This window comes from Candidatus Tisiphia endosymbiont of Oplodontha viridula (assembly GCF_964264865.1).
Lineage (GTDB): Bacteria > Pseudomonadota > Alphaproteobacteria > Rickettsiales > Rickettsiaceae > Tisiphia.
This window is the reverse complement of the sequence record NZ_OZ183486.1, coordinates 611,140-637,751: the sequence shown is the minus strand read 5'-3', so window position 1 is coordinate 637,751 and position 26,612 is coordinate 611,140. Positions and strand designations below refer to the sequence as shown.

At 32.9% G+C, this 26,612-nt stretch carries 21 protein-coding genes and 1 pseudogene; 9 read left to right on the top strand and 13 right to left on the bottom strand.

Annotated features, from left to right (window positions below; all coding sequences use genetic code 11):
• The first annotated feature begins 59 nt into the window (after positions 1-59).
• From ACFEL1_RS03020 to ACFEL1_RS03010, 3 genes are read left to right on the top strand one after another with little or no spacing between them, the layout of a single operon-like run.
• On the top strand, positions 60-2,696 hold the full coding sequence (locus ACFEL1_RS03020; RefSeq protein WP_375331409.1) for a hypothetical protein: 2,637 nt from the start codon (positions 60-62) through the stop codon (positions 2,694-2,696).
• Positions 2,696-2,929 (top strand): hypothetical protein, encoded by a 234-nt coding sequence (locus ACFEL1_RS03015; RefSeq protein WP_341761433.1) that lies wholly within the window; start codon positions 2,696-2,698, stop codon positions 2,927-2,929. The genes ACFEL1_RS03020 and ACFEL1_RS03015 overlap by 1 nt, the downstream gene beginning before the upstream one ends.
• A 33-nt stretch (positions 2,930-2,962) precedes the next feature.
• Entirely contained in the window at positions 2,963-4,783 is a 1,821-nt protein-coding gene (locus ACFEL1_RS03010; RefSeq protein WP_375331408.1) for an AAA family ATPase, read from the top strand.
• A gap of 74 nt (positions 4,784-4,857) precedes the next feature.
• On the opposite strand, the gene ACFEL1_RS03005 is transcribed toward ACFEL1_RS03010, so the two are convergent.
• The 3 genes from ACFEL1_RS03005 to greA form a co-directional block, all read right to left on the bottom strand.
• Positions 4,858-5,925, bottom strand: a complete 1,068-nt coding sequence (locus ACFEL1_RS03005) for a transposase (RefSeq protein ID WP_375331407.1) — start codon at positions 5,923-5,925, stop codon at positions 4,858-4,860.
• On the bottom strand, positions 5,918-6,064 hold the full coding sequence (locus ACFEL1_RS03000; RefSeq protein WP_342278334.1) for a hypothetical protein: 147 nt from the start codon (positions 6,062-6,064) through the stop codon (positions 5,918-5,920). The genes ACFEL1_RS03005 and ACFEL1_RS03000 overlap by 8 nt, the downstream gene beginning before the upstream one ends.
• A gap of 76 nt (positions 6,065-6,140) precedes the next feature.
• The gene (gene greA / locus ACFEL1_RS02995; RefSeq protein ID WP_341752303.1) at positions 6,141-6,632 is read right to left on the bottom strand and encodes a transcription elongation factor GreA; all 492 of its coding nucleotides are present in this window, start codon (positions 6,630-6,632) and stop codon (positions 6,141-6,143) included.
• 76 nt (positions 6,633-6,708) lie between these two features.
• Here greA and ACFEL1_RS02990 point away from each other — a divergent pair, with 76 nt between their 5' ends.
• The 3 genes from ACFEL1_RS02990 to rpoD are packed head-to-tail and all read left to right on the top strand — an operon-like array spanning position 6,709 to position 11,044.
• Entirely contained in the window at positions 6,709-7,329 is a 621-nt protein-coding gene (locus ACFEL1_RS02990) for a diacylglycerol/polyprenol kinase family protein (RefSeq protein ID WP_341761429.1), read from the top strand.
• On the top strand, positions 7,326-9,098 hold the full coding sequence (dnaG, locus tag ACFEL1_RS02985) for a DNA primase (protein ID WP_375331406.1): 1,773 nt from the start codon (positions 7,326-7,328) through the stop codon (positions 9,096-9,098). The genes ACFEL1_RS02990 and dnaG overlap by 4 nt, the downstream gene beginning before the upstream one ends.
• 17 nt (positions 9,099-9,115) lie before the next feature.
• A complete protein-coding gene (rpoD, locus tag ACFEL1_RS02980) occupies positions 9,116-11,044 on the top strand; it encodes an RNA polymerase sigma factor RpoD (protein ID WP_341761427.1) in 1,929 nt (642 codons plus the stop codon).
• Positions 11,045-11,084: 40 nt separating this feature from the next.
• Here the strand turns inward: rpoD and recO are convergent, their stop codons facing one another.
• From recO to lepA, 6 genes and pseudogenes are all read right to left on the bottom strand, one after another.
• Positions 11,085-11,789: a DNA repair protein RecO gene (recO, locus tag ACFEL1_RS02975; RefSeq protein ID WP_375331405.1), complete on the bottom strand. Its 705-nt coding sequence runs from the start codon at positions 11,787-11,789 to the stop codon at positions 11,085-11,087.
• Positions 11,786-12,685, bottom strand: a complete 900-nt coding sequence (era, locus tag ACFEL1_RS02970) for a GTPase Era (protein ID WP_375331404.1) — start codon at positions 12,683-12,685, stop codon at positions 11,786-11,788. The genes recO and era overlap by 4 nt, the downstream gene beginning before the upstream one ends.
• Before the next feature lie 10 nt (positions 12,686-12,695).
• Positions 12,696-13,406 carry a ribonuclease III gene (gene rnc / locus ACFEL1_RS02965; RefSeq protein WP_341761424.1) on the bottom strand — a complete coding sequence of 237 codons (711 nt, stop codon included), beginning with the start codon at positions 13,404-13,406 and terminating at the stop codon, positions 12,696-12,698.
• Between the two features lies 1 nt (position 13,407).
• Positions 13,408-14,196, bottom strand: a complete 789-nt coding sequence (lepB, locus tag ACFEL1_RS02960) for a signal peptidase I (RefSeq protein ID WP_375331403.1) — start codon at positions 14,194-14,196, stop codon at positions 13,408-13,410.
• A gap of 61 nt (positions 14,197-14,257) precedes the next feature.
• Positions 14,258-14,866: pseudogene (locus tag ACFEL1_RS02955) on the bottom strand (IS110 family transposase); the annotation flags it as partial.
• A 236-nt stretch (positions 14,867-15,102) separates the two neighbouring features.
• Positions 15,103-16,905, bottom strand: a complete 1,803-nt coding sequence (gene lepA / locus ACFEL1_RS02950) for a translation elongation factor 4 (RefSeq protein WP_341761419.1) — start codon at positions 16,903-16,905, stop codon at positions 15,103-15,105.
• Between the two features lie 83 nt (positions 16,906-16,988).
• Between lepA and prfB the strand changes: the two genes are divergently transcribed.
• Positions 16,989-18,099, top strand: a protein-coding gene (gene prfB / locus ACFEL1_RS02945) for a peptide chain release factor 2 (RefSeq protein WP_375331402.1) whose coding sequence is annotated in 2 segments (ribosomal slippage) — positions 16,989-17,057 and positions 17,059-18,099 — 1,110 coding nt in all. Because the reading frame shifts where the segments join, the coding sequence is not laid out codon by codon here.
• 210 nt (positions 18,100-18,309) lie between these two features.
• Here prfB and ACFEL1_RS02940 read toward each other — a convergent pair.
• The 3 genes from ACFEL1_RS02940 to ACFEL1_RS02925 form a co-directional block, all read right to left on the bottom strand.
• On the bottom strand, positions 18,310-19,200 hold the full coding sequence (locus ACFEL1_RS02940; protein ID WP_342278342.1) for a HEPN domain-containing protein: 891 nt from the start codon (positions 19,198-19,200) through the stop codon (positions 18,310-18,312).
• A gap of 126 nt (positions 19,201-19,326) precedes the next feature.
• On the bottom strand, positions 19,327-19,854 hold the full coding sequence (locus ACFEL1_RS02935; RefSeq protein ID WP_342278343.1) for a histidine phosphatase family protein: 528 nt from the start codon (positions 19,852-19,854) through the stop codon (positions 19,327-19,329).
• Between the two features lie 147 nt (positions 19,855-20,001).
• Positions 20,002-21,852, bottom strand: coding sequence for a heme lyase CcmF/NrfE family subunit (locus tag ACFEL1_RS02925; RefSeq protein ID WP_375331528.1), 1,851 nt, complete (start codon positions 21,850-21,852; stop codon positions 20,002-20,004).
• Here ACFEL1_RS02925 and ACFEL1_RS02920 point away from each other — a divergent pair.
• A complete protein-coding gene (locus ACFEL1_RS02920) occupies positions 21,806-21,949 on the top strand; it encodes a hypothetical protein (protein WP_375331584.1) in 144 nt (47 codons plus the stop codon). The two genes, ACFEL1_RS02925 and ACFEL1_RS02920, sit on opposite strands and share 47 nt — an antisense overlap.
• Before the next feature lie 9 nt (positions 21,950-21,958).
• Here ACFEL1_RS02920 and ACFEL1_RS02915 read toward each other — a convergent pair whose 3' ends face one another.
• Positions 21,959-23,230, bottom strand: coding sequence for an HlyC/CorC family transporter (locus ACFEL1_RS02915; RefSeq protein WP_342278344.1), 1,272 nt, complete (start codon positions 23,228-23,230; stop codon positions 21,959-21,961).
• Between the two features lie 401 nt (positions 23,231-23,631).
• Here ACFEL1_RS02915 and ACFEL1_RS02910 point away from each other — a divergent pair, with 401 nt between their 5' ends.
• Complete coding sequence (locus ACFEL1_RS02910; protein WP_375331401.1) at positions 23,632-25,449, top strand: AAA family ATPase; 1,818 nt, start codon at positions 23,632-23,634, stop codon at positions 25,447-25,449.
• The last annotated feature ends 1,163 nt before the right edge of the window (positions 25,450-26,612 follow it).

The following is a 26,612-nucleotide window of genomic DNA, read 5'->3' as shown; positions in this document are numbered from 1 at the left end:
ACTTTAGTGATAACTACTAAGTACTTATCACTTTTAACCTAAATAAAAGAGAGGCAAAAATGCCATTAGACAAAACTATTATACAACAAATAAGAAGTAACTCTATTACTATTCTTAGGCTTAATCATAAACAGATAGGAGATGAAGAAGCAAAGGAGCTAGCAGAAACCTTAAAGAATAATAAATCTATTACTACTCTTTACCTTCATAATAACCAGATAGGAGATGCAGGAGCGAAATCGCTAGCAGAAGCCCTAAAGGATAATAAATCTATTACTACTCTTAACCTTCGGAATAACCAAATAGGAGATGCAGGGGCGAAAGGTCTAGCAGAAGCCGTAAAGGATAATAAATCTATTACTACTCTTAACCTTCGAAATAATCAAATAGGAGATGCAGGGGCGAAAGGTCTAGCAGAAGCCGTAAAGGATAATAAATCTATTACTACTCTTAACCTTCGAAATAACCAAATAGGAGATGTTGTAGCAAAGGAGATAGCAGAAGCCTTAAAGATTAATCAAGGTCTTGCTGATAAAGCCAAACAAGAGGCTGAAAAGCTAAAACAGCAACAACAAGCAGAGGTAGCTGAAAAAGCTAGACAAGAAGCTGAGAGACTTGAGCAAGAGGCAAAGCTTAGAGAGCAAGAAGAAGCTAAGGCAATAGAAGAAGCAGCTAAATTAAAAGCCATAGAGGAGGCAAAAGTAAAAGAATATGTCCCGGAGATACAGGTTGTGAAATTATTTGAGGTAGCAGATGGGGATAATCAGTTTGATAATGATGATCAGGCTACTATCAAGCAAGTATCGAATTTAATCCGAGATGGTAATGACTGCCTGCAGGAACATGGTAAGAAGGGGATATTGCTACTTGGTGATACTGGGGCTGGCAAGAGTACACTCGCTCACGTGTTTACTGGCAGAAAACTGCAGGCAATTAAGAATGATGAAACTAACGAGCTGGTTATTGATGCGATGCAGCCACTTGATGATATTGTCATTGGTCATAAACTGGCTTCCGAGACTAAGATTCCTAATAAATGTCTCTTTAAAGACCTAACCATTTGGGACTGTCCTGGCTTTAATGATACTGACCCTGTCCAAGAAATTGCCAACAACTTTTATATTAAAAGGCTGTTTGAGACTACAGATCAGCTAAAATTTGTATTGGTGGTAGATGAATCAGATTTAAGGAGTAAGAGAGGCAGTATTTTCCTTGAAACACTATATAATTTTATTAAAAGTTTTAAGGATATTGAATCTATAGAGGATAGCATATCTTTAGTAGTTACCCATGTATCACCAAATAAAAATATTCAGAATATCAAAGAGTTTATAGATGCAATATTAAGAGATAATCAAATATTAAACGGTATTCCAGGAGCAAAAGAAAAGTGTAAAGCACTGATTAATAAACTCAAAGAGAATTGCTCAATACATCTATTCTATGAACCAACTGACGAAGGTAAGTTAGCTGTACCTGACTTACTTACAGCAATAGACGAATCATCTAAATATTCTGACGCTAAAGGTGATATGGTCAATATCACTATTTCTAAAAAAGCTGTGGAGTGTTCATCTCATCTGTTAAACACTGCCAGTAATAATTTTAATCAACTATTAGAGGTGATAGTTAAGGCTATTGGTAATGCAACTAAATGCTCAGATGTTAATCCACTCAATGCATTTTCTGAGAACTATCATCTTGTCAAAGATTGGATACCATCATCAATTCATTACAACAACCTCTTGCCAAAGCATGATAAAGATGAATATTTTCTAGAGCTGGACTTATTATTAAAGTTACAAAAAGTACTTAACTGTGAGCAAATAGTAAGTATACCAAATGCCATAATGATCTTGCAGCAAGCATTGGAGATTTTTGCTGAATATGCTGAACCGGGTAATGTTCAGCTTCAGCATCAGATACAAAGCTATGGTTATTGCTTACAGCAGCAATATGAATATGTGAAATTCTTTGCTAGTGTCTGTAAAGCTGAATTACCTGAACATGACAAGATTGCAGAGTTAATAACGGCTTGCCATACTAAGGTAGCAGAAAATCTTGAGTACCAAGTTAGCAATTTGCCTATTGATGAAGACAAACTTGACCAAGTTTATTATCATAAAGCTATAAAGTATCTAGAGGATTATCCGGACTCTCCTGCCTGCAAGAATCTTAAGGCTATAGCCTATAGTTGCTTAGCTAATATCGTTGAGCAGAATGCTGAAGAAGGAGCATTGGCTTACTATGTAAAAGCTATCGAAGCCAATAGCCATTTACCAAAGATATATGAAAAACTTGGTCAGCTATTTTTTAATAAAGGTGAATATGCTAAGGCGATTAACTGCTATAAAGTAATTAATAATGCGGTTAGGATAAAAGAATGTTTTAAAGCATGGCTAAAACAAGATGCAGAGAATCCTGATATAATGCTAAAGCAGGCTGAGTATTTTGAATCTGTAGGGTTATTTGAGCAAGCTAAAAAATATTATTTCAACGCATCTAGCATAAGTCAGGATGATAATTTTAAAGCTGCGGCTTACAATAAAATTAGTAATATTATGGTTAATGCTGCTGCTCAAGGGCAAGATTTTGCCACCAAAGCACAGGAACACAATTTTTACAATTATGAGCTGGTAAATGAAGAATTTACCAGCAAATTACTTGGCGACTCAGGTTTAGAATGTGACTTGTAATGCTAAAAGATTGCAAAGCAGTTTTGCTGCAATTATACGTTTTACCAAGTCCGTTGGGTTTTTTAATTCGTAATGGTAGCTATGAGAAGACAGTAATTGATGATGATAATCGTAAGTTGACAGTAGAAGTACCAAGAGATCAAGAAGGTTTGATTTCAATATTGATAAAAAATAGTATTATTAGCAAAAATTTTACTAATAATCTATTAGTGGATAATAAAACAGGTGTATAATGGTATTATAGTTAGTAGAAAATCGTAAAAACAATGACAGAAAAAAAGAGTAAAAATAATATTAATTATCAACCAAAGATGTTAGTGGGTAGTGATGACTTCTATGATCTGCTCATTAATAGCGATATATTCGTTGATAAAAGTTTAATGATCAAAGAGTTATTAGAAGATAGCGGTAAGGTTATCCTAATCACTCGGCCAAGACGTTGGGGTAAAAGCCTTAATATGGACATGCTTTGCAAGTTCTTGGAAATTGAAGTGGACGAGAGAGGTAAGCCTTTAGCTCAAGAAAAGAGAGTAAATAATAAATTATTTATCGGTGGTGAAATTGATTTAGGAGTAGCTAGTGGTAAAAAAAGACTACTTAAACCACTTCAGATAACACAGTATTCAGACATTATCTCTGACTACCAAGGTCAATTTCCAGTAATATACATAAATTTTAAAGAAGTGAAGGGGAGCGATTATAATGAAATTATTAGTAGTATTATAGATCAAATAATAGAACTATTTGAAAAATTTCATTATTTAGAACAATATCTTCAAGAAGATAATACATTTCTCAGTATTCCACAAAAAATAATACTAAGAAATTATCTAAGTGGTGATATTAATATAGGCTATTTAAAAAACAGCTTGAAGTTTTTAAGTCAGATTTTATATAAGCATTTTAAACAAAAAGTATACATATTAATAGATGAATATGATACACCAATTAATAGTGCATATTTAGAATTTGGTCACAAAGCAAAAGAATTTGAACGAATTCTTAAGGTGTTTAGAGGAATGTTTGGCACCAGCCTAAAAGGTAATACTTGTGTAGAAAAAGGAGTAATTACTGGGATATTACGAATAGCTAAGGCTAATTTGTTCTCAGATTTGAATAATGTTACTGAATATACATTACTTGATGATGATTTTTCTAAGTTCTATGGCTTCACCCAAGCAGAAGTTGATAAGTTACTAACCATCGTTCCAACTGAAACGAATCCTGAAGAAATTAAAAATTGGTATAATGGTTACACCTTTGGTGGAGAGGTCATTTACAATCCATGGTCAATCATGCAATGTTTAGCACACAAAGGTAAGCTCGATCATTATTGGCTAGATAGTGGAGGCACAGGTCTTGTGGATAAAGCATTATTGTCAGACGAAATGCAGGAAGATTTACAGAGCTTAGCTGCTGGAAAAAGTATTATCTCACCTATTACCAAACAAATAAGCTTTGCTGATATTAACAAACCAGTAGGATTGCTCAGTTTATTACTGTTCAGCGGTTATTTAAATCCTACGGTTCAAAATTCAGAAGAAAATATTTATGAATTGTCAGCACCAAATCGGGAAGTAAGGCACATATATAAGGCACGGATGCTACAATGGGTAACTGATCAGTTAAAAATTGATAGTTCTAGATATTACTCTTTTATTAACTTATTACCAGCAGGTAAAGTAGAGGAATTTAAAGAGCGTTTACAAGAATTGTTGCTAAATTCTACAAGTTTTCATCAAACAGGAGAGAAAAAGGCAGAATTATTTTATAGTGGCTTTATGCTAGGACTTATTAACATGTTATCACCTAGTTATATAATAGCAAGTGAACAGGAGTCAGGAAGTGGTAGAGCTGATATTATCATGATCCCCAAAGCTGGTAGAGAAGATAAAGCAATTATTATTGAGTATAAGATTGCTAAAAATGCAGAAGATTTGCTTTCAGTAGCCAAAATGGGCTTAAAGCAAATTATAGATAAACAATATGACACTAAGATAAGAGAACACAAACATGTCAAAAAGATCATTAAAATCTCTATGACCTTTTGTGGCAAAAAAGTAGTACTAGAATACCAAATTGATTAAGAAAAATATTACATACATAAATTCTTTACCCCTATGATTAAAATTTACTCTTTAGTTAGGTTATTTGGGGCTAACTATAAAAGCCTTGTTAAAGGCAGAGCTTTGTTATAATTAGCCTTTAAAGGGATTTGCAAAAGTTCTAACCTAAACTGGTAAAAAGTTCGCAACGTACACCATGCAGCCCGCCATTTGGTACAAGTGTTTGTTTTTTCAAAAATATCGAACGGGAAACGTAGAGAGGTCTCAAGTTTTTTGCCCCTTAGTTTGAGGTTCTGAAATACGAAATTTATCATTTTGCGTTTTTGAGGCATTTCAGAACCTTTAAAAGTTTCATAGGCCTCAGATGCTAGAGTTATTAGCGTTGTAGCGGTATCAGTAAATTTATCGTCTGCTTCATCATAAGTTTTTAGTAAACGATCAATTTCATATTGGCGATCTTTTAATTGTTGTTTTTTTCTTTGAAATTCTTCTGTGCTAAGTTCTCCATTGAGTCGTAAATCTATTAATGAATTTAATCTATTTTCATTTTCGGTATGTTCTTTCTTTAATGAAGCTGTTGTTTGGTCATGTTCAGCTTTTTTTAGCTCATTAGTATTTTTTAAGTATGATAGGGTCTCTTTTGTTATAATTGCTTGGTAACCATGTGACCACATCTCTCCTTTTACTCTCATTTCACCGTAATAAAATGGTTGTTGTATTAAACGATGTATAACAGTTTTATTTAGGTGACAATTCTTTTTACTTCTTAAGCCTAATTCTTTAGCCATGTTTACCATAGACCTAAGAATATAGACCCACAACTGTCGAAAGTTCGAATGGGATAATATTTTCAGCTCCACCAAGTTTGGATTACCGCCATAAAAAAGTACAATATCTTTAATAAGTTCCTTCTCAATGAGCAAAGTAAACTTTAATAACACCATCTTAAATCTTGTTAGTTTATTACTAATTTTAAAAATTATAAACAAAATTGCTGCTATTAAAATGCAATATAAATATACCTGCATTCCATTCATATTATTACTGACAAAATTCTTAAATTGTAAATTTTGTTTGATAAATCTAAAAAAAACTTCTATAGACCAGCGTTTCTTATAGGATTCAGCAATCTCCTCTGCAGATAAATCTAATATGTTAGTCAAAAACCATAACTAAAAACTCTTCTTTCAGTTCACTAAGTGTTTGGTAACCTAGCTGACTCAAATTTCCTTCATCTAAAATCTCGGTTAATTCTTGACTATCGAGTAGAACCACTTCAAACCTGATTGTTTCTATATACAATACTGAATTAGATGTAACAAGTTACATCTAATTCAGGTTATAACATATAAATAAGCTAGCACTAATAGTTATTATCTTAAATATCTACTAATTCTTGATAGGATACTTCTAAAACCTCATAAGATTTTGAACCTTTAGGAGTAGTTACTTCTACTATATCTCCAACCCCTTTACCGATGAGAGCCTTAGCAATTGGCGATACTATGGATACCCTCTTTTTGGTTATATCTGCTTCATACTCTCCAACAATATGATATATAACTATTTCCTCTGTTTCATCATCGATCAACTTAACTAACGCCCCAAATTTTATGGTATCACCGGAGAGTTTTGAGGTATCAATAATTTTAGCTCTTGCTATTTTATCTTCAAGATCCACAATGCGACCTTCAATAAAACTTTGTTTTTCCCGTGCTGCATGGTATTCTGCATTCTCAGATAAATCTCCAAAATCTCTAGCTGTTGCTATAGCTTCAATTACTTTTGGTCGTTCTATGTGTTTAAGATGTTTAATTTCTTTTTCTAAACTATCAAACCCTTTATGTGTAATAGGAAAATCTGCCATAATAATATGTCTTGTCTAAGTTAAGTTTTCTAGTATATTTGTTGTGTCAAACTTTGTCAAATAGACCTTTTAGGTTATTATGCAAACTAAACTCTTTAATTTTGAAATACAACGTAAAACTTTCCATTTATACAGCTTGATTATACCACTTTTTTATTTATTTTCATCTAAATTAGTTGTTACTACACTATTATTTCTACTTATAATATGTGTATTATATATAGATATTACAAGGCATTATAATTTATATGTTAAGAAATTTACAGATAAATTTCTTGGAAAGTTTATGAGACCTGAAGAACAGAGTGGTTTATTCAGACTAAGTGGTAGCAGTTTTATGGTGGTTGGGTTTTTCTTAACTGCTCTTTTATTTTCAAAAGGTTTAGCGATTTCATCTTGGCTTATATTGATAATAGCTGATTGTCTTGCTGCGTTAGTGGGTACAAAAATAGGTACGCCTCTAAAAAATGGCAAATCATTGGAAGGTTCCATTGCCTTTCTAATTTCTGCAATTTTTATTAGCATATTAGTGTATTTTTTCATCGGCTATCACACTAGTTTTACTGTTATCATAATTAGTTCTATAGTTGCTACTATTAGTGAATTCTACTCAAAAGAGGTATCAATAAACGATAATTTATTAATACCTCTTAGCTACTGTTTCTCTACAATCATATTCACCTTTATTTTAAGTTTATGAGAATTCCATTAGAATTTTATGAACTTCTTAGAACTCGGATTAATTTATCAGATGTTGTTAGACAAAAAGTAGTCTTAACTAAGAAATCTGGAAATTACTTGGGATTATGTCCTTTCCATGTTGAAAAATCTCCATCATTCACTGTAAACGACGCCAAGAAGTTTTATTATTGCTTTGGCTGTGCTGTTCACGGGGATGTTATAAAGTTTGTTTCCAACTTTAGCGGTTTATCTTATAAGGAAGCAGCCATTAAACTTGCTAATGATTATGGCATTGAATTGCCTAAATTAACAGCAGCACAACAGAAACTCTATGAAGAATCGGATGAACTATTTGATATCTTAGAGATGGCTGAAAGATTTTTTACATCACAATTGTCACAAGAAGTATGTAGCTACTTACATGACCGCGGTATTAGTAAAGAAGCAATTAAGGAATTCTCCATCGGTTTTGCTCCTCCAGCTAAAGCATTACAGAAATTTTTTAAAAAAAAATCAATATCTTTGACAAAACTTCAAAAAGCAGGCTTAGTGGGCAAGCGAGATGATGGTACAATATATGAGATATTTTATAATCGGATAATCTTTCCGATTAAAAATGTTTATAATAAAGTAGTTGGTTTTGGGGGGCGAGTGCTTGGTGAGGGGTTACCTAAATATTTAAATTCTCCGGAAACCATATTATTTCAAAAAAATGAAACATTATATGGGGAGAATAATGCGATTAGTGTTGCCTATAAGAAAAATCATTCAATCTTAGTTGAAGGGTACTTGGATGTTATTGCCTTGCACCAAGCTGGTTTTAAAGAAGCAATGGCAAGTCTTGGTACTTCGGTTACAGAGAATCACCTACAAAAATTATGGCGTGCCGGAGATGAAATAGTACTTTGTTTAGATGGTGATATAGCAGGAATAAAAGCCACCCATCGGGTAATTAATCTAGTACTACCTCTGATAAATGGCAATAAGAAAATTTCCTTTGTGATGTTACCTAGCGGAAGTGACCCTGATGATATTATAAATAAAGATGGTGTAGGAAGTTTTACACAAATTTTTGATAAAAGAATTAATCTATCTGAAATGATTTGGCGTTCTGAATATGAAGGTAAGATTTTCTCAACTCCAGAAGACAAAGCTATTTTGGAAAAAAATCTTGGAGATTATTGCAAACAAATAAAGGATAAACTACTTAGCAATAATTATTATCGATATTTTAAAGATCAGATATGGCAAAATTTAATTAAACGGCAAAATAAAGTAACTATAACAAGTTCAAATATTACATCTACCACTCCTAACTATTCAGAAATCGAAATATTAGAACAAACTTTTTGTATAATATTGGTTAAATTTCCTGAAATGACCAAAAAGCAAGAAATAAAGGATTTCTTATTAACGTTAAATTTCCAAAATAAAATGCTTGAAGCTTTTCGTGATTGGTATTTTGCAGAAATTATTAGCAACGATATATTAGATCAGGAAAATATTATTGGTTTGGCAGAAAAAACTGGATTTTATGACACTTTTTCAGTATTGTCAAAATCCAATAATCTATTTCTAGATTTGTCATTTAATAAGGATGATATCGATTCTGACTTACTTTGGCAATGGTTGCATAAAAAACATCACCTAGTGCTATTAAAACAAGAATATACCTCAATTATTCAAAATGGCTCAGATGAAGAGCTAAAAAAAGCTATATTATATCGAGAAGAAATTTTGAAAATCTCTAAAGAGATTTATAATCTAAACGAATCTTTTACTAATTGACCCAAGGTTTATAAATTATGACAGAAGCAAAAGAGAAAATAGATGTAAAAGGTACTGCAGTTGGTACTGCAGTTGATAACCTAGTTAAAACAGCTAAAGAAAAAGGCACTGCAGTCACTTATTATGATCTAAATAAAGTCATTCCAATGACTAATAATATATCAGTAAACGATTTAGAAAAGGTAATATCAAAGTTTTCTGAGGCTGGAGTTGATATTATAGAAGGTGATGATGACGAGATCAAACTTGATATTAATGTAGATGATGAATTTAAACTATCTAATAATGTTGATCGTGAGCCTGAAGACGAAAGTGAAGAAGAAAATTTAGGTACGACCGATGATCCAGTAAGGTTATATTTACGAGATATGGGAGGAGTTGGACTTTTTTCTCGTGAGACTGAAATAGAAGTAGCCCAAGATATTGAAGAAGGCAAAGAGATAATGGTTAAGTCACTTTGTGAAAATCCAATATCGATGAAATTCTTTATAAAATGGCATGAAGATTTAGTTAATGAAAAAATACTACTCCGAGATTTGATTGATCTAGAAGCTAATATGCTCAACGGGGATGATAGTAATTCTGAAGAGAATCAAAATAATTATATAGAATCAGATCATGAAGAACATGAAGAAGCTAGTAATTTATCAATAGCTACTATTGAGTTACAGTTATTACCTAGTGTTATCAAGCGTATGGAAAAAGTTTCTAAACTTTCTGAAGAGTTGTTAATTGAAGCAAAAAAACATTACACACGTTATCCTCAGCCTAAAGGATTGCATGATAACAAAAAATATACCAAGAATCTACAATTACTAATTATTGAAATTTCTAGTATCCATTTTCACTCTAAAAGGACAGAAGAAATTCTTAATAGAATATATAGTCTAAATAGAGAATTAGTAACTAAAGAAGGGAGCTTCCTTAAATTAGCTGAGAAATATGGCATAAGTCGTCAGAACTTCCTAAATGAATATATGGGAGCAGTAATTGATGAAAGCTGGAAAAGGCAAATGCAAAAAAATAGGCAATCTAATTGGAAGAATTTCCTTGCTAAAGAATCTGATGCTATTGATCAAATGATTAGTGAATTAAAAACCATGGAAATGACTATTGGTTTGCCAATTATTGAATTTAAAAAGTTAGTGCATACAATACAAAAGGGTGAAAGACAAGTCCTTAGGGCAAAAAAAGCTATGATAGAGGCTAATCTGCGTCTAGTTATCTCAATTGCTAAAAAATATGCAAATCGTGGATTACAGTTTCTAGATTTAATTCAGGAAGGAAATATTGGGTTAATGAAGGCTGTTGATAAATTTGACTATCGTAGGGGATATAAATTTTCTACTTATGCTACTTGGTGGATTAGGCAAGCTATTACTAGAGCTATAGCTGATCAAGCTAGAACCATACGTATTCCCGTGCATATGATTGAAACGATCAATAAAATTATTCGTACCTCTAGGCAGATGCTTAACGAGCTAGGTTATGAACCGACTCCGGCAGAAATTGCCGCTCGCCTTTCTATGCCAGTTGATAAAGTACGAAAAGTAATGAAAATAGCTAAAGAGCCAATTAGCTTAGAAAATCCAATAGGCGATGATGATGGTAGTTATCTTGGAGACTTTATTGAAGACAAAAATGCTGTATTACCGCTTGACGCAGCAATTCAATCGAATTTACGAGAGGTCACAACTAGAGTTTTAGCAACTCTTACTCCTCGTGAAGAAAGAGTTCTAAGAATGAGATTTGGTATAGGAATGAGTACTGATCATACACTAGAAGAAGTTGGACAACAATTCAACGTTACTAGGGAACGTATTAGGCAAATAGAGTCCAAAGCACTACGCAAATTGAAGCATCCGACTAGATCTAAAAAACTTAGTAGTTTCCGGGGGGGATCTAGAAAGCAAAACAATTCTTCAGATTCTGCTTTTGGAGGATGATTTTCTATAGGTTTTATTTTTACAATGTGAGTGTTGCGAATCAAATAATATATTCTATGAAATTCTCTCGTGCATGTAGTTGTTGTTGGTTGTGAAAGAAATACCGGTGAAAAAAATATGTAGTTAAATTAAAAGCTTGTTTTTTATCATTATTAGTAATTTGGCTATTAGTGGAGGTTAGGAATTGTGGTAAGATTAGAAGCCTGTCTTGATATGGTAACCCCTCTGATAAGCATACAGCTCTTCCAGATTTTGGCGAGACATAACCTAGATTCTCCCTACTACCTGTTACCGCACATTTATGCAGATCAAGACCATAGCCTGATTCTTGAAGTATGGCTAATTCAAATTTAATATATTCCTCAAAAATAAAATTATTTGCTAGACTACTTAAATATTCTACAAAAATTGGAAAAAATTTATTGTGATTTTCTCTTTCATGAAATGCCATCTTAATAAGGCTAATAATTGAATTAAAAGCGTAAAGCTTAATTTTATTAGTTATTAAAAGACCAGCGTAAGATTTTATTAATTCGCATTTAGCCATTCCTAGATGCTCGTGTAATCTAGCTTGCCAAAAAAAATCAACAATATTACCTTGTTGATTTACAGAGCCAAATTTTTTAGATGTTTCTCGTATTACACCGGAATATAAGCCATGATTTTCAGTAAAAACTGTAATAATAGCCGTATTTTCTTTTAGTGGTTTTTTGGCAATTATTATACCTATATCTTTAAAATTCATATTTGAGCCTGTTGCAATCTCATATGGCTATATGAGTGTGGATCATTTTCCCAAAGCTCACGTACTTTCACAAAAAGGAAAAGGTGAATTTTACAATCAAAAGCTAGCTGCATCTCTATTCTTGCCTTAGATCCTATTTCTTTAATTTTACAACCATTTTTTCCTAAAATAATAGTCTTATAAGAATTCTTTGAAACCACTATTACCTGATGAATTTTGATAGAGTTATCATTATTCTCCTGCCACATTTCAGTTTGAACAGTTAAATTATAAGGTAATTCTTGGTGGAGATTCAAGAATAATTGTTCCCTAGTTATCTCAGCTGCTAAAAACCGCATAGGTAGGTTAGTAACATCATCTTCTTCGTATAGCCAAGGCGACAGCTCTGCTTGGCTTTGTATGTAACTTAGTAAGTTATTGATATTCTCGCCGTTTAAAACGGATATTTTAAATATATTAGCATCTATGAACTGAGACCTTATAATATTTTCTATTTCTTCTAGGTATTTAGAAGGAATATCGATCTTATTTAATAAAAACATTAAATTTATTTTAAGATTTTGTAATTTTTTTAGTATTTGTAAAGTAAATTGGTCTATAGGTTTCGTACTATCTATTATTAATAAAACTAAATCTACACCATGTAAACTTGACCATGCACACCGTACCATTGCTTTTTCCAGTTGTTTCTTTGGCTCAAATATACCTGGAGTATCTAGTATTATCAGCTGCGTATCTTTTATAGTAACTATTCCAGTTATAATGGAGCGAGTCGTTTGAACTTTATTCGTTACTATGGAGATTTTTTGTCCAATAAGTTTGTTTAATAATGATGATTTACCAGCATTTGGTTTGCCGATTATACATAGAGAAATTGTCTTTTGAGATATTCCCACGGATTAAACCTTACAACTTGTTGAGGTAGTTCATTAATTTACGAGCAGCAACTTTTTCTGCTTCTTTAACTGAATGACCAGTACCAGTTTGTTGGTAGGCTTCCATTTTTACTAATACAGTGAAGATAGATGCGTGTGGTGATCCTTCTCTTTTTATCACTTCATACACGGGTCTTTCAATTCCCTTTCTTTGTGCTAATTCCTGAAGAGTAGTTTTAGGGTCATAATCAGCTAAATCAGTAATAGATATAAACTCATACCACAAATCATATACTATTTTTTGGGTCGTATCAATATTACTATCAAGATAAATGGCAGCAATTAATGCTTCCATAGTATTCTCAATATTATTAGGATTTTGTCTTCCCCCTAATACTTCTTCGCCATGGGTCATAATAATATAGTCTGACAAATTGATTTTTGCAGCTACTTTGCAAAGTGATTCTTTACAGACTAGATATGCTCTAATTTTTGCTAATTTCCCCTCATCATAAGTAGAGAAATTTTTAAATAAAATTTCAGTAATGATAAAATTAATTATTGCATCACCAAGTAATTCTAAACGTTCATAGTTTTTTTGAATTCCATGCTTTAGGGTATGTTGCTTAAGGGAAGGATGACTTAACGCTTCAAGTAAAATATCTTTATTATTAAAATTATATCCTATATCTTGTTCAAGCTTTTCCGGAGCAGAAAGAGCTGATTCTTTACTTGTTATCATTTTATATTTTATCTGTATAAAGGGATGTAAATATTCTGTTAAATCTAATAGATGTCAGCCAAGTACCAACACGGAGTATTTGATTAATTATCCCAATATCACTTTGCCATAATTCTTCTTTTGTAGAAAAAATAATAAATTGTCCTTTGGCTATAAAATTTTTAAACGGTACAAATCCTAGATCTATCCTACTATCATTCGATTCATCTCTGTTATCTCCAAGAAAGAAATACTTACCTTCAGGTACATAAAAGCTTTCCGTATTACCATATTTATTTATTAATGAATGATTATTTTGTTTTAATTTATAAGAAAAATAACTTACACCATTAGGTAATATTTCCTTATATTTTATATAATTTTTTCCTTCTTCACTTATATATGTACCAATTTCAGTGCGTTCTATGGCTTTATCATTTATATACACTACATCATTGATTAATTGTACTTTATCTCCAGGTAGACCAATTAGTCTTTTTATAAATCGAATATCCATATTATTTGGTGGGCGAAAAACTATTATATCTCCTCTTTGTGGCTGTGACGCCCATATTCTCCCATTCAAAATATTGGGACTAAAAGGAAAAGAATAATTACTATATCCATAAGAATATTTTGTTGAAAAAATATAATCATTCTCTAGCACTGTTGCTTTCATTGAACCTGTTGGCACAAAAAAAAGTTCCATGATAAAAAATCTTATCATCAGTGCCAAAAATATTGTAAAGATAAAAGAAGTATATTCTTTAATTTGTGTTTTTTTGTTGGTAATCGCAGCTGTTGTTTGCATAATTATTATTTAATAACGAACTAAATTCAGCCTACAATACCTTATTACTATGTTTAAATCCAGCTATTATTTTTAATCTCTTTTCTCTCTCTGTTATTCTTTTATCATTATCCAAAAATTCCTCTTTCAGTTCACTAAATATTTGGTAACCTAGCTGACTTAAATTTCCTTCATCTAAAATCTCAGTTAATTTTATCACAACCTTATTGATCCCTTGAGGAATAATAAAACCAAATTCATGTAATAATCCTCTAGTTTCATTCGCAAGTGCCGTACGGTTTTTTACCAATCTCTCTCTTACCAGATGAATTGACAAAATATCTTGTTGTTCTATAGTTTTAATTGGTACAAACCTCATATTAGGTCTTGTCACAGCTTCACATATAGCTTCAGTATCAGCTTGATCGTTTTTATTAGTTTTAACATACGGTTTGACAAATTGTGGAGTCATTAGTTTTACTATATGTCCCAATTTAGTTATTTCTCTTGCCCAGTAACTAGCTCCACCGTAAGCTTCCATTCCTACCAAACATTTTGGCGTATTAGCCATAAATGTTAAAACCTGATCTCTCATCAATTTTTTCTTTAATACCGTCTTACCATTTTTATCTACACCATGAATTTGAAAAATTCTTTTTGCAATATCTATACCAATTGTGGTAACTTCCATCTTAGCCTCCTGTTTGTTGTTTTAATATATTGAATATTAACTCTAGAAGATTAGCCACTGCTTTTCATTCTTTATATCAGGAGATCCATACCATTACCTTACGCATGGCATTTAAAAGTCATAGGGAAAATAGCCTAGAGTTTATTAGCGAGAAGCCACTTTGGTCACAACTGTTGAAAGTTTACAAATACTTATACCACAGCGTCTATTAGCGAGCATAAGCGAAGTAATCTAAATCACTCATCTCCTATTTTAAGAGCAGCTATAAAAGCAGATTGAGGTATCTCAACATTACCAATATTACGCATACGTTTTTTGCCAGCTTTTTGTTTTTCCAGTAATTTACGCTTACGAGTTATATCACCGCCGTAGCATTTAGATAAGACATCTTTACGCATTGCTTTGACAGTTTCTCTAGCAATTATTCTACTACCAATAGCAGCTTGAATAGCAATTTGAAATAATTGCCTTGGGATTAGATCACTGAGGCGTTTACACAATTCTCGACCTCGATATTCTGACCTTGAACGATGTACTATAGTAGATAAAGCATCAACTGGCTCGCTATTAACTAAAATAGATAATTTTACCAAATCGCTCTCCTGATAAACATCTATTTCCCAATCAAAGCTAGCATAGCCTTTTGTATAACTTTTTAACTTATCATAAAAATCAAATACTATCTCATTTAACGGTAATCGATAAATTACCATAGCCCTACCGGCTACATAAGTTAATTCAATTTGCACCCCTCTTTTATCGGTACATAAAGATAACACATTACCTAAAAACTCATCTGGTACTAATATTGTTGCCTTAACCCAAGGCTCTAACATTGAGTCGATATTTTGCACAGGTGGCAAATCAGCTGGGTTATGTATTTCTAATTGATTTCCACCACGCATATTAATCTTATAAATCACACTAGGAGCGGTGGTTATCATATCAAGGTCAAATTCGCGTTCCAATCTTTCTTGTACTATTTCAAGATGTAGTAACCCTAAAAACCCACAGCGAAAGCCAAAACCTAAGGCTGTTGAACTCTCTACTTCAAATTCAAAGCTAGCATCGTTAAGTTTTAATTTAGCTAAAGAATCTTTTAAATGCTCAAATTGTGAAGCATCTGAAGGGTATAAACCACAAAACACTACCGGTAAATGCGGCTTAAAACCAGGCAGAGATTCCTGACAAGGTCTTTTCTCGTCAGTTATTGTGTCCCCAACCTTACAATCAGCAACTTGTTTTATTGAAGCAGTAAAGAAGCCTATTTCTCCTGGGTATAAAATATCTGATATATGTTTTCTAGGAGTAAAATACCCAACATTTTCAACATTATAAGTAGAATTGGTAGCCATCATTTTAATACGCATATTCTTGCGTAAAACTCCATCGATAACTCTAACTAAAATTACTACCCCTAGGTAAGAATCGTACCAGCTATCAACCAATAATGCCTTTAGAATATCTGTTTGATTAGTTTTTGGACATGGCAGCCTATTAACAATTGCTTCAAGTATCTCCTCTATTCCTATACCACTTTTTGCAGAAATCAACAATGCATCGCCTGCATCTATGCCAATTACGTCCTCTATCTGTTGCTTAACTTTATCAGGATCAGCAGCTGGTAGATCAATTTTATTTAGAACTGGAATAATTTCATGATTATTATCGATCGCTTGATAAACATTTGCTAGAGTTTGTGCTTCAACACCTTGGCTACTATCCACTACTAACAAAGAACCTTCACAAGCAGCTAACGATCTACTCACCTCATAAGAGAAATCCACATGACCAGGAGTATCCATTAGGTTTAGATAGTATGTATTACCATCTTTTGCTTTGTAAGTTAATCTAACAGTCTGTGCTTTGATAGTGATACCACGTTCTTTTTCTATGTCCATTGAGTCAAGTACTTGATGACTCATCTCCCGAGCTGCCAGCCCCCCACAATATTCAATTAATCTATCTGCTAGAGTAGACTTACCATGATCAATATGAGCGATGATTGAGAAATTTCTGATAAAGTTTTGATTATTCATGGTATATTTGGTATAATGTTAAAATTAGAAAGAAGTTTTATCTTTATATAATAAAATTCCATTTTATAGTAGGAAAATTAACAATGCGTGCTGAAATTGAACATTATGTAAAAAAAATCGAACAGTCTTTAGAACTGCTCAGGAGGTCGCTTTGATTTCGATAATGCAAGCAAAAGGCTTTTAGAGCTAGAAAATATATCAGAAGATCCGGATATATGGAATAATCAAGAGAAGGCCTCGAGTATTCTAAAAGAAAAAAGACTTCTAGAGATCAAGCTTAACTCGTTTAAACAACTTCAGTCTAATTTTATGGAATGTTTAGAACTTGAGGATTTGGCATTTACTGAAAATGATCAACAAGTTTTGCAGCAAGTTCAAGAAGATTTAGGGAAACTATCTATTATTGCCGGAAAATTTGAGACTGAATGTTTATTTTCTGGAGAATTTGACAGTAATAATTGCTTTCTAGAAATCAACGCCGGAGCTGGAGGAACAGAAAGCCACGACTGGGCATCAATTATGATGCGTATGTATTTACGCTTCGCAGAAAGGCTGGGTTTTAAAAGCGAAATTATTCATCTTATTAATGGCGAAGAAGCTGGAATAAAATCATGTACTATCAAAATTAATGGCTACCAAGCATATGGTTGGTTTAGAACAGAATCTGGTGTACATAGGCTAGTTAGGATATCACCTTTTAATGCCGCAGGTAAAAGGATGACTAGTTTTGCTAGCAGTTGGGTATATCCAGAAATTGATGATGATATTTCCATTATAATAGATGAAAAAGATCTTAGAATTGATACTTATAGGTCTTCCGGGGCTGGGGGGCAACATGTAAACACTACCGATTCTGCAGTAAGGATTACCCACTTACCGACTAATATCGTAACACAGTGCCAAAATGATAGATCGCAGCATAAAAATAAAGCACAAGCTATGAAAATGCTTAAAGCAAGGCTTTATGAGTCAGAGTTAAAAAAACGTACCGATGATATTAATGAACAAAATGCATCCAAGACTGAAAATGGTTGGGGACATCAAATAAGATCTTATGTATTACAGCCTTATCAGATGGTTAAGGATTTACGTACCAACCATGAAACTTCTGATACTAAGGGTATACTTGATGGGGATTTAGAGAAATTCGTTTCAGCCAGCCTATCAATGAGTGTTGGTAATATTAGTCATTAGACTATACTAGTTATATAGTTAGTTTTTTACATAAATTATCTATACTCTTCTGCTTTGAAGAATTGTTTTTTGAAAATATCATGGATTCGCATGTTCACATACTATAACGCTTGCTCACCATTCATTTTCAAATCCAATTCTTCAAAACAGAAGAGTATATATTCCTAATTTGATAAAGTTTTTATTGAAAAAATACCTCAGGAAAAATAATCACATTAATTCTTCTTTATTAATCCTTTCTAGACATATCTTTTCAGTCACTATCTTTAATTCCTCTACCCGGTTAATAAGGTAAAGTAATTGTTCTTTACTAATTGTATAATCTTGATCATATCTTGCATCAACATAAGCATTTCGCAGTAACGTAAAGCACTCTTCTTGCTCAGGAGTCTCATGTGGAAATATCTTATAGAGATCGTAATGATGACTTCTAGCTCTATCGCCAAGTCCTAGTATATCATGTGACTTGGTCTTGTAACCAGTAAAAACTAACAGGATAGCATTATAAAAGCTCTCTGTAGCTTGATGGAGTTCAAAAGCACACTTATTAAAATTATTTCTTTGTAAGATATTATGGACGTCAATTATGCATTCTATACCTTTCCTAAACCAATATTTAAAATCTTTCTCAGCTATTGGTCTGCGTTCCTGCCATGATAGTTCCTTAGCTTCAGACAGTATAAATTCACTACTATCATATAAAAGAATTCCCTCTTTCTTGATATCACTAAAGAAATACTGACCTTTTTCCAGTTGCCTATTTACCAACCTAATAGGTTCAAGTATCAGAGTAATTGGTGGTTTTTCATCTAATGAGAATTTTTTACTTAGCCTGTTCTCTATCTTATAGAGTAGGTTGATAGCTGGATAGCCAGCATATTCTCCATTCTTTAAAATCAACAAAAGATCAAAATCACTTTGATACTTATAATAACTAATATCCCCTACCTTCTCTATATCCTCTACCCAATCTCCTCTAGCATAAGAGCCAAATAAGATAATCATCGCTATTTTTGATTTGCCTACATATAGGATTTCTTTAACAATATTATCTAGCTTTTCTTTAATCACTAGTGAGCGGTCAGGTAAGGTAGTTTTCATAAAACTGCTTTTTTATTCCAAATCAATCATATACTAAATGTATTAAATAGTCAATAATAATTGAACCATAAATTGATTTATTTTCTCAAAGTTGCTATGAAAGTTAGCAACACTTCTTTTATTAACTTAAACCATATTTAACTCATTAATAAAGCAGTGATCTATTTTGATAGTGTTTATCCAAGTTTTTATTACTTGTTTATGAGTTACAACTATTACATATTTATAATTTAAGTACCTTCTTAATACGTTATTTGCTCTATTACTTAATAACTCTTTTGATTCCCATCTTTTACTAATACCAGCTGGATATACCCCATTATTTCTTTCATAATCCTCAATTGTACTTTTTAATTCGTATTGATTTTTTATCATAAAATTTAAATCTGGTTGCCATTCTCTTAAATCAAATTCAACAATAATATCTAGGTTAATATTTTTTGATATAATTGCAGAAGTTTGAAGGGCTCTAGTATAAGGAGAAGATAAAATTATTTCTGCTTTTTTTAATCTATGGTCTTTAGATACTTCGTTAGCTTCTCTTGTGCCATTTTCTGTCAAACAAGGTAAATCTCTACTTGCACCTTTTAATTTATACCTTTCGTTTAATGCCCAATCGGTTTCACCATGCCTTATTAAGAAGAAAATTGTCATTTTTTCAATAATCCAATAGACCTCTTGCAGAATTCTCTTCTGCTAGGGAATTTGCAGAAACCACTTCACTGCGAACCGCAGCATACTTAAGCGTACGTGAGGAGCAGAGTACTGGTAGCACGCACAAATTAACCAGCAGAAGTAGAATTATGCAAGAGGTCTAATTAAGAATCCTCCAGCCATAAGTATAATAGATAGCCAAATAAAACTCATCATTGGTTTGTAATATATTTTTGCGTGAATTACATCATCATCAATTTTACTTAGAACCGCGTAAAGATCATAAGTTAAATAAGAATATATATTACTTTCTTGCGATAACTGCTTTTCTATTATATATAATCTATTTTCAGGCTTTAATATAGTGATATTATTCTGTTTATCCTGAATCCAAAATTCAGCAATTTGACGATAATAATTTTGAGCTGATGATACTCTGATATCTCTGAGCGTAACTTCAAAATTTCCTGATACTACCTTGTCTCCAACTTTTCCTATAAAATCTACTTCGCTCTGTAATAATGAATTAACAGTAATAGTAAAAACAAGTAATCCAAAACCTAGATGTCCTAAGATCATGGCAATAGCTTTTAGCTTTTTTCTAAAAAAATTACTTTTTGCTAGTATGTAATAACAATTTTGTATTATTAGAAAAAGAGAAAATGTCATGGTACATGCTGAAATAAAACCATACTGAATTTGATACGAGCTAGTAAAAGTTATTACTAAAGAAGAAGCTAGGATAAGTAGACTTCTTGGATAAATCAATCTAGTTGGTGATTTTGTCGTAGAAACTTGCCTTGCTCCGTAACAATCGTCTATGTGTGCTGCGGTGTTTGGCTTCGTTTTTCCTAAAAACCCCGAAAGTTTTTTTGATTTATGCAAGAAGTCTAGTAGGTTTTTTGTTCTTATATTATTTGTTTGAGCAATACCAGCTAGTAAAAGCGTTGGAATAATAAAGATTATAAAATTATTGATAAAAAATCTTTCGCTAATGGTAATAGATTCTTGGTATAATAAAGAATAAACTATGGGGTAAATGGTGGCACATAGTAATACTACTAAGGCTATTAAGAAAAAGCTACTACCCCAAATAATAAGTCTAGGTTTGTCTAATTTTGTCGGAAGAAGGATACCGATATTTTGACCTTTTAGAATGAGTAAAACTAAACTTGATGTAGCGAGGATAGCAAATATTGCTAGCATGTAGATTGCTCGCTTAGGTGATGATGCAAAAGAGTGAATTGAGGTGATTACGCTTGAACGTACCAAAAACGTACCAAATACTACAAGTAAGAAAGTGATGATTGATAAGGTTATAGTCCAATTCTTCATTTGTCCAGATTTTATCGTTACCAAGACTGAATGATGTAGAGCAATAGCAGATAGCCATGGGAACAGGGAAATATTCTCTACTGGATCAAAAAACCAAAACCCTCCCCAGCCAAGTTCTCTATAAGCCCACCATGATCCTAAGGCTATTCCTAAGGTTGAAAATAGCATTCCTAAATTGGTAAATATTTTAATTGCTCTGAGATTAACAAAGTCTAAACTAGACGTAAGTAGGATTACGCAAGCAGATGTGAAAGGTACAACGTAACAGACGTAACCTAAATATAATATAGGTGGATGTATTATTAGTGCAATATCTTGCAGCATAGGGTTTAAACCAAGACCTTGGGCGGGACGGAATGATAGGCTGTCAAATGGGTTAGAGGTAAAATAAATAAAACTACCAAATAATATTTGTATTAGTGCTAGTATAATTATGTGATATACTTGATTTGGACGGCTATTGAATAGAGCGATGTAAATAAAACCTATAATCTGCAACAAACATAGCCACAGCAGTATAGAACCTTCATGGCTTGCCCAGCTAGCAGCAATTTTAAATCCAAGAGGTTTTAATGTACTAGAATTCAGAAAGACATTCTGCACAGAAAAATCTGATATGATAAATCCATATACTAATAGTAAGAAAGATAATAATGTTGACAGGAAACTAAGGTGGAAAAAAAAAGTAGCAGAACGATATAAATATAAAGAACTAACAACTGTTAGTATGCTGAATAAGATTGCAGATATTTGTAAATAATTGCCAAGACTACTTATCACTTTCAGATTCTTTATTTGGTAGAATAATGACTTTTATGCTATCAAGTCTGTTACCTATTTTTTTGTTAATGGTGATACTTAAATTAAATATCTTGATAGATTCTCCTTGATTGGGAATACGCTCAAGTTTATGGATAATTAAGCCAGCTATGGTATTTGCGTCATCATCAGGTAGACTCCAATTTAATTCTCTATTTACATCTCTTATGGTTACAGATCCATCAATAATAAACTCCACATCAGATTTTTTTACAATTGTGTTAATAGGATAATCATGCTCATCGATAATAGGACCAACAATCTCTTCTAGAATATCTTCTAGAGTAATAATACCTTGTAGATCACCATATTCGTCAACAACACAGGCAAAATGGCTCTTTCTTTCCCTAAAAGCATGAAGTTGATGAGTTACCAAGGCATTGTCAGGTATGAACCAAGGCTGATTTACTAATTCTTTGATATTAATTTTTTTTGCATCGTTATTCTTTTCATAAAGAGCCCGGAGTAGATCTCTCATGTGCAGTACGCCAATTATATTGTCCTGAGTATCCTTCCATAATGGTATTCTTGTATGGGGGCTGGATAATAATGCTCGCTTCACTATCTCCTCTTTAGGCAAATCTATATTAATGGCTACTATGTTACTTCTATGTATCATAATTTCAGATACTGTCATTTTCCTAATATCTAATATACCCCCTAACATGTCACGGTCAGATTTATAAACATTACCTTCTTGATGATAATGTTCAATAACTCCTCTGACTTCTTCTGCTCCCGAGATATTTTGTTGTAGATTAATACGGAAAATAAAACAGAACAGCTTAACTATAACTTCAAAAATAGAATTAATTGGTTTCAAAAGCTTTAGGAAAAATATAATTGCTGGAGAAGTGAATAATGCTAACTGTTCTGCTTTTGCTACAGCAATAGCTTTAGGTATTATTTCGCCGAAAACAATTATCACGAAAGCCATAACTGCTGAAGCTGCGACAGTGCCGCCATCACCTAGCCAGTCGATAAATATACTGGTAGCAATGGTAGTGCAAACAGTATTAAGCAGAGTATTACCAATCAATAATGTGCCAATTACTTTTTCTTTATTCTTTAGAACTTGTAATACAGTGTTACGTTTAACACCTTTTGCCTTAAATTTTTGTATTTTCCCCGGAGAAGACGCGGTGATGGCTGTTTCAGTAGCTGAAAGCAGTGCGGCACATCCTATCATTAGAACAATAATGATTGTCAAAAAAATAGTCATTGATCCTTGTGTAAATTATTAGCGTAAATCTAATTATATTGGCAACTGTGCAATTCCCCTAATACTTTTTTAGTATGCTCTTGCCTCATGGTAATTTAAAAGTCGCAACTGTAAATAACCTAAATCTAACCTCAGTTCGATATAAGAATTAATAATTCTTATATCGAACTGGCTTTGTTATAAGGAAAAATGTACTCTTGAAGCGGTTCTACGAGTACATTTTAACTTATTAGGTGTAGAAGAGGCATATATAATTAATTTCGACTAGAATACAAAAGTTAAGGTTTGACTTAATATTGATAAAAAATAGTATGATTAGCAAAAATGTTACTAATATCTATTAGTGTACAATAAAAAAGGTGTATAATGTATTATATAGTTAGTAGAAAACAGTAAAAGCAATGCGCGATGAAAAAACGAAGAATAATGGTAATTATCACCCAAAGATGTTTGTTGGTACTGATGACTTTAAAACATTATTATTAAACAGTGATGTATTTGTTGACAAAAGCCTAATGATCAAAGAATTGTTAGAGGATAATGGAGCAGTGACTCTAATTACTCGACCAAGGCGTTGGGGGAAAAGTATTAATATGGATATGGTCAGACGCTTTCTAGAAATGGAGCTAGATAATAGGGGGAATCCTTTGCCGCTAGAAGAGCGAGTAAATTATAAATTATTTACAGGTGGAGAAATAGATTTAGGCTTTGGTGAGACTAAAGAACTGAAAGTATTAAAAATTGCTAGTATAACAAATGCTATGAAGCGTCAAGGTCAATTCCCCGTTATATTCATCACCTTTAAAAGCATAGAAGGTTCAAACTATTACGATATTGAACAAGGTGTAAAAAGCCAGTTACGGAAATTATTTCAGGCTCATAGCTATTTAAGTGATAGTAACAAACTGAAAACAAGTGAGATAGCTGATTTCAACCAATATTTATTTGGCGAGGTAACTCTAGACAATATCAAAAATAGTTTGGCTATTTTAAGCCATTTGCTTTACAAACATTATAATAGAAAGCCTTGGGTATTGATCGATGAATATGATACGCCAATTAATAGTGCTTACCGCTGGTTTGGCACTAATGAGGCAGAATTTCAGAAAGTGTTAGAAATTTTTCGTGGCATCATGAAGTCTACCTTTAAAAAGGAAACTGGCGATCAAGAATTGCCAGTTGAAAGGGGAGTGATTACGGGAATTTTACGGATTGCCAAAGCTGAATTGTTTTCTGGGCTAAATAATGTTAGTGAATATAGTTTGTTAGATGAACCATTTGCCAAAGTTTACGGATTCACTGAAGCAGAAGTAGAAGAGTTATTAACTAAAGTACCACTTGATACTAGTCCAGAAAAAATTAAAAATTGGTATAATGGTTATACATTTGGTGGAGAGGTCATTTACAATCCGTGGTCAATAATGCAATGTTTAGCACGCAAAGGTAAGCTTGATCATTACTGGCTAGATAGTGGCGGAACTGGGTGGATCGACCACATCTTGTTATCGGATGAGATGCAGCAGGATATTCAAACATTAGCCGCTGGTGGAGCTATCACCTCTAGCATTACCAAACATATTAGTTTCATGGACATTGGTCAGCCGGAAGGGTTGTTTAGTTTATTGTTATTTAGTGGCTATTTAAATCCACATGCTAAGATGCCAGAAAGGGATATTTATGAACTATCTATTCCTAATTATGAAGTAAAATATATTTACGAAAAAAGAGTATTTCAATGGGTTAGTAAACAAATAAACATTGATAGTTCTAGGTACTACTCATTTATTAGCTTGTTAATAGATGGCAAAATAGAGGAGTTTAAACACAAAATGCAGGAGTTGCTGCTTAACGCTACTAGTTTTCATCAAGTGGGAGAGAAAAAGGCCGAATTATTTTATAGTGGCTTTATGCTAGGGATTGTTAACATGTTAGCACCGAGCTATATAATATCAAGTGAGCAAGAATCAGGTGATGGACGCCCTGATGTAATCATGATCCCCAAAGCTGGTAAAGGAGATAAGGCAATTATTATTGAGTATAAGATAGCTAAAAATGCAGAAGATTTAGCCTTGGTAGCCCAAATGGGATTAAAACAGATTATAGATAAACAATATGACACTAAGATAAAAGAACATTCTCACGTCAAAAAAATCATTAAACTTTCGATGGCTTTTTGCGGAAAGAATATGGAATTACAATACCAAGTTAATGAACCCTAATAATAGAGTGTAATGGCTTGAATAACTAATAATTTTATGTCTATCGTGGTTCTGAAATTGTCCACTACGCCCCACAACTGTCGAAAGTTCAACAAACGTCATTGCAATGAGCTTTGTCAGCCCTAAACCGTCATTGCGAGCGAACGTATGTGAGCGCGGCAATCCATGAAGCTTGTCATATGGATTGCTTCGTCGACCTACGGTCTCCTCGCAATGACGTTTGTTGAACTTTCGACAGTTGTGCACTACGCCCCGTCACTGTGGTACAAGTTGTCGTTTTTTCAAAAATATCGAAAGGGAAATGTAAGTAAGGTTCAAGTTTTTTGCCTCTGACGTTTAAGGTTCTGAAATACGAAATTTATCATTTTGCCAACTCTTCAGGTTAATTGAGTATATACTGCTCGTAAATGAAGAGTTGATAGACGAAGATCAAAATCATGAAGTGCTAGGAGTCAAAGGGTCGAGGAGCGGAGCGTACATTAGTACGTGAGCACCGAAGATCCCTGAAGACGACAACGCAATTCTTGATTTTCATCGAGTATACTTCTCCTAACAGAATTCTGATCCAACCATAACGGGCTTTTGTTTGATACTGAGGATGAACGCTATCCATAAAATATATAGCTTCTTTAGCCTTGAGATTACCTTCTACCCCACAACTGTTGAAAGTTAAAAAACCGTCATCACGATGAGCTTTGTAAGCCCTAAACCGTCATTGCGAGGAGTCGCTGTAAGCGACGACGTGGCAATCTTGTGAAGAAGAGCTTACTTCATGAGATCGCCACGGCGTCTATCGACGCCTCGCGATGACGATTTTTTAACTTTCAACAGTTGTGCCTTCTACCCCAATTCGGGATAAGAATTGACAAATTCTTATCCCGAATTCGCGTCTTCTAACAAACTGGTTTAAAGAAGGATTTATTTTAGCCTATACCTTAAGATTGATAGATCACCACAACAGTTTGTTTATGTTATCACAAATGCACAGCGGTTTGTTTGGTGCTTGGAAGAAAGTTTGGGAGTCAAGTAAGTCAAACTATCATGTATAACAAATTTCTATAGCTGTTTCAAATATAACACAGTTGATAGAAATTTATAAAAAAAATAGTCAAGTAGCTTGTAATTAATTATTTTTACATATATAGTAGCTGCGTGTTTAGATA